This is a genomic window from Blastocatellia bacterium, assembly GCA_035275065.1.
Lineage (GTDB): Bacteria > Acidobacteriota > Blastocatellia > UBA7656 > UBA7656 > DATENM01.
Genome location: DATENM010000011.1, coordinates 1 through 5,924 on the forward strand (window position 1 = coordinate 1; position 5,924 = coordinate 5,924).

The window sequence follows — 5,924 nt, forward strand, 5'->3', positions numbered from 1 at the left end:
CTCCACCAGCATCTGCCGCCGCTCGCCCTCTGGTATGACTTTCAGGCTACGCAGTGGCCGCGCCGGCGCGCTCTCCAGCGCCTCGACCAGCGACTCCAGCGCCCGGTGCATGTACTGGCAGACGCGCTGCGCCCCGATGGAAGCCACCACCTGCGCCGACAGCGAGAAGCCTTCTCCCAAATCGTTCACGGCGAGATTCAAGGGATAGTTGTTACGCGATTCCCCATACAAAAGCTGCACGCCTTGCCAAGCGCGGGCCTGCTCGGGCGACCACGCGACAGCGCCGCTCCCGCTGTGACGGTAGTTCAGCAGGGACGTGAACAGCGGCGTCGGCGCCGCCACCCCGCTGCACCGCTGCGCCAACGCCAACGACGCCTGCTCGTGCCTCAGCAACTCTCCCAACTGCTCCTGCATTCCCCGCACACTCGCCGCCGCCCCGCCCTCACCCACCCTCACCTTCACCGGCAGAGTATTGATGAATAAACCTATCGCCCGCTCCGCCCCCTCGCCCCCTTGCATCCGTCCCAGCAGCACCGTCCCATACACCACCTCCTGACGCCCACTCGTCCGCGCCACCACCTGCCCCCACGCCACGTGACACACGCTCGCCACGCTCACTCCCAGTTCCCGCGCGCTCTTCTGTATCCTCTGCCCCAAACCTACGTCCACTTTCATATGTGCGAGATCAATCCCGCTGCCGTCGCCCTGCACATCCAGCAAACCGAACGGCGCCGTCGCCTCATCGACCTCTCCCAGCAACCCGCGGAAATACGCCTCGTGCTCCTCCTGTCTCACCCCCAGCCGTGCCGCCGCCACCAGATTCCGGAACGGCAGCGGCTTCGCCAACTCCTCGCCGCGCCCCAGCAGGTACGCCTCGATCTCCTCCTGCATCACCTCTAGTGTCGCGTGATCACTTACGAGGTGATGCTGCAACTGCATCAGCAGCCATCGCCCCGCCGCCTTGTCCTCCGCCACCGCCATCCGCAGCAGCGGCGCCCGCCACACCTCCAGCCGATACCGCCGCGGATTGTAGCGCTCGTACAACTCCGCCGCCGCCGCCTCCCCTCCTTCTGTCCCCACCTCCACTTCCTCGACCACCAGCCGCGCCTGCCGCCAGACCACCTGCACCGGCTCTCGCAGCCCTTCCCACACCACCGCCGTCCGCAGGATGTCGTGCCGCCCGATCACCGCTTGCAGCGCCCCCAGATAGCTCTCCAGGCGCTCCCGGCTGTCGAAGCTGTAGAGGCTGCCCAGCAGGTACGGATCGCCCTCGCCGCCCATCAGGTGGTGGAAGAGTATCCCCTCTTGCAGCGGCGCCAGCGGGTAGATGTCTTGCAGGTTTCCGGCCCCGCCTTCGACGGTCGCCACCACTCGCGCGATCTCCTCTTCGGTCAGCTCCACTAGCGGCAACATCTCCGGCGCGATGACCGCACTGCCTGGAGGGATGCGATTGGCTGGCACCTCGACGTGTGGCGCCTGCGCGCCGATCTGCGCGGCCAACTCGGCCAGCACCGGCCGCGCGAACAGCGCCCGCACGTCGGCTTGCAAGCCGGCCTGGCGCAGCCGCGCGATGACGCGCACGACCAGCAGCGAGTTGCCCCCCAACTCGAAGAAGTTGTCGTGGCGGCCCACTCGCTCTACCTTCAGCACCTCGCTCCAGATCGCCGCCAGCCGCTGCTCGACCTCGCCGAGTGGCGGTTCGTAGCCGTGGTGGGCAAAGGCATCGCCTTCGGGAGCGGGCAGGGCCTTGCGGTCGAGCTTGCCGTTAGGGGTCAAGGGCATCTGCGCCAGCCTGACGTAGGCCGCCGGCAGCATGTACTCGGGCAGCCTTGCCGCTAGTTGCTGGCGGATCTGCTCGGCGCTGACCTCGTCGGTGTCGGCGGCGTAGTAAGCGATCAGGCGCTTATCGCCCGCCGCCTCTTCGCGCAACATGACCACGGCTTCGCCGACGGCTTCACATTCGGCCAGCCGCGCTTCGATCTCCCCTAGCTCCACCCGGTAGCCGCGTATCTTCACCTGTTGGTCGCGCCGCCCAAGGAACTCCAACTCGCCTTCTCGACTCCACCTCGCCACATCTCCTGTCCGATACAGCCGCCCCTCCGCGAACGGGTTCGCTATGAACTTTTCTTGCGTCAGCGCCTCCTGATTCAAATAGCCGCGTGTCACCCCATCGCCCCCGATGTAAAGCTCACCAAGGCTGTTGCAAGGCTGCGGCTGTAGCCCCGCTCCAAGCACGTAGAGCCGCGCGTTGGCTATTGGACACCCGATAGGTGCGGCCGTTAGCCTCTCCAGTTTCTCCACGCCCTGCTGGTCGCTCAATTCCCACACGCTACAGCCGACGACGGCTTCGGTCGGTCCATACTCGTTGACGAACCTCGCCTCTGGCAGTAGCTCGCGCTTCCACTTTCTCAGCCTCTGCGCGCTCAACTGCTCGCCGCCCACCACGATTACGTGCGGCGCTGGCCCTGTAGTCCTTGGCCGCTGCACGTATTCGAGCGCTTCAAGGTGCGACGGTGTGATTTTGAACAGCCACCCCTCGTCAGTCCCGAACAGATGCTGTGCCAGTCGGCTCATTGTTGATTCGTCTTCAGCTAGCAACTCAACCGGCTTGCCCACAACCAGCGGTGCCAGCAACGTCGTCAGCGTCGCGTCGAAGCTCAGGCGCGAGCTGACAACAGAACCCTGTATCTCCGGCCCCAGGTACTTGCCGGCAGCGTAAGAAAGGTAGTTGGTCAGTCCGCGGTGCTCGACCATCACGCCCTTGGGCTGGCCTGTGGAGCCGGACGTGTAGAGGATATAAGCGAGGTCAGCGGGCGTGGCGCTGGTCTGGGCTTCGCAGGCAGCTTCGTCGGCCAGCCCTTCAAGCCACTGCGAGTCGGTGACCGCGCCGTCCATCAGCACCACATCAATCCCAGCCAGCGGCAGGTCCGCCATCAGGTCGGAGTTGACAAGCACCGACTCGATGCCGGCGTCGCGCATTATCTGTTCGAGTCGCCGCGTGGGCAGTCCCGGCTCAAGCGGCACGTAGGCCCCGCCCGCCTTCATCACGCCCAGAATAGCGATCATCATTTCCGGCGAGCGCTGCAGGTAGATACCGACACGCGACTCGACGGTTACGCCGGCCTCGGTCAGATAGTGGGCCAGCCGCTCGGCCTTCGCGTTGAGCTCGTAGTAGCTGAGGCGCTGATCGCCATAGATGACGGCCTCGGCCTCGGGCGTCTTCTCAGCTTGATGCTCGAACAGCTCGTGGAAGCACTGGTCTTTCGGGTAGTCAGCTTCCGTCGCGTTCCACTCATACAGCACCTGCCGCCTCTCGGCTTCCGGCAGAATCGGCAACTGGTCTATAAGCTGGGAGCTGTTGGCGACCATGCCGTCCAGCAAGTTCAACAGGTATCTCACCTGCTGCAGTATCGTCTCGCGCTCGAACAGAGCAGTCGCGTACTCCAATGCTCCAGCTATACGGTTCCCGGCGTCCCACAATGTCAACGTCAGGTCGAAGTTTGCGACCACGGGTGCCTCTGACCTCAGCGGTGCGAGCTCCACCCCCGGCAACGTCAGCTTCCCTCCACCTAAGTTCTGCCGCCAATCAAAGAGCACCTGGAACAGGGGACTGTGGGCAAGGCTTCGCTCAGGCCGCACCACCTCCACCACCTGCTCGAACGGCAACTCCTGATGCTGCTGCGCTGACAGCGTCTGCTGCTTGACTCGTCTCAGCACCTCCTCGACGCTCGGCCTCCCCGTCAGCTCTATCCGCAGCGCCAGCGTATTGATGAAGAAGCCAATAAGCCCCTCGATCTCCACTCGCCCGCGGTTCGCCACCGACGTGCCGATCACTACCTCTTGCTGCCCGGACAGCCTCGACAGCAGCGCTCCCCACCCCGCCAGCAGCGTCATAAACAAGGTCGTTCCCTGCTGCTGGCTCAGCCGCTTCAGCCCGCGGCTCAGTTCCGCGCTCAGCACCACCTCTACGCGTCCGCCCTCGTACTCCTGCTCGGCGGGTCGCGCGTGATCGGTCGGCAACTCCAGCAGCCCAGGCGCTCCGGCAAGCGCACTCTGCCAATACTCCGCCTGCCGTCGTAGCACCTCGCCTTCCATCCACTTCCTCTGCCACACCGCATAATCCAGATATTGCACCTCAAGCTCTGGCAGCGGGTCTCGCTCACCTCGAACGAAGGCCCCGTACAACAGGCTCAACTCCTTGATGAAGATGTCCATCGACCACCCATCGCTGACGATGTGATGCATGGTGATCAACAGCGCATGCTCGGCTTCCGCCGTGCAGATCAACCGGCCACGGATCAGCGGCCCCTCTTCCAGATCGAACCTTGTAGCCGCCTCTTCACGTATCAATCGCTCCATCTCCCGATCCGCATTCACCCCTTCGCGCAGGTCGTGCTCCTTGAGGTCGAAGCGGCTCTGGTGGGCTGGCGTGATCTGCTGCGCCGGCTCGCCATCAATCGTCACAAAGGTCGTCCGCAACGCTTCGTGGCGCTCCACCACCGCATCTAAAGCACGCCGCAGCGCCGCGCCGTCCAGCTCTCCCTTCAGCCGCAATCCGTAGAAAATGTGATAGGCCTGGCTGACGCCCATCTGCGCCAGGAACCACAGCCGCTGCTGCGCGAATGACAGCGGCAGCTGCCCTCCGCGTTCTGCGACCTTGATCGCCGGCAGCACAGCCTGTTCGGCTCCACCGATCACCCCCGCCAGGTCAACCAGCACCGGATGCGCGAACACTTCCCCTATCGTCACCTCCACGTTCAGCGCCTTCCTCAGGCGCGAAATCATCCTCACCACAAGCAGGGAGTGTCCTCCCAGCTCGAAGAAGTTGTCTCGTCTACCCACACGCTGCAACCCCAGCACCTCGCCCCAGATCGCCGCCACCGCCCGCTCCACCTCGCCGACCGGCTCCTCGTAGCCCCGCATCACGTAAGCGTCACCTTCCGGCGCAGGCAGCCTCCTGCGGTCCAGCTTACCGTTTGGTGTCAATGGCAGCTTCTCCAACTCCACATACGCCGCTGGTACCATGTACTCAGGCAGCCGCTGCTGCAAGTACTCCATCAACTCTGTGCCAATGCCTTCGCTCCTCAACTCCGTTAGCGGTCGATTCGCGTACTTCCTCCAGCCGTCCGACAGCTCAATCAGCTTCCCGCCTATGACCTCTCCTGCTTCCTCTGACACTACCTTCTCAAGCTCTCGCTTCGCCCTCCGCACCAACACCTCGTAGCTGCCCGCTTCCCCTCGTCCAGGCCAGCCCACCCTCACCTCGTAACCCAGTTCTCGCCCTATAGCCCGCACCTCCTCCGGGTCCACGGCTTCTCTTCGATTCCATATCTCATCCAACTGCGCCTGCATTTCGCTCACTCGGGTGTCGCCCGCCGCCGCCAGCCACTGCTGACTGGCTAGGTCCGCCGCCACCCTCGCGTTCGGCACTCCATTCAACGCCAGTTCCTCGACTCCCTCACTCAACTCGCGCCTCAGCCTCGACACACTCCACCCATCGGCTTCCCAATCCTGCCGCCGCCCGCCGTTAACGCCATTCATGCTTCGGTATGTATGCAGCACCACATCGTAGCGGTACTTCGTCAACTCGTTGTGGTAGCGTCCACCTTTCAACTCGATTGCCGCCTCGCTGATCCAACCAGCCTCCTGCGCCATTTCGACGAACAACCAAGGCGACACCACTAGCTCCTTCTCCGATCTCATCCGCCTGGCGATACGCGCGCGCAACTGCTCGGCGGTCACTTCCCCGTCGGCACGCCCAAGCTCTACCCAGCCATGGAATGCCTCCAGCAAGTCGAGACTGCGGAGGTCTCCCAAGTAGATACTCCCCCCTCTGGCCAGCACTCCCTTTATCCCTTCCAGCACCTTCAGCAGATACTCCAGACTCGGAAAGTACTGCACCACTTCGTTCACCACCACCACGT

At 63.9% G+C, this 5,924-nt stretch carries 1 protein-coding gene; it reads right to left on the reverse strand.

The features are described from left to right. Positions 1-5,703, reverse strand: a 5,703-nt coding sequence (locus VJ464_01975) for an amino acid adenylation domain-containing protein (GenBank protein ID HKQ03872.1), incomplete at its 3' end; no start/stop codon positions are given. Positions 5,704-5,924 lie beyond the last annotated feature (221 nt).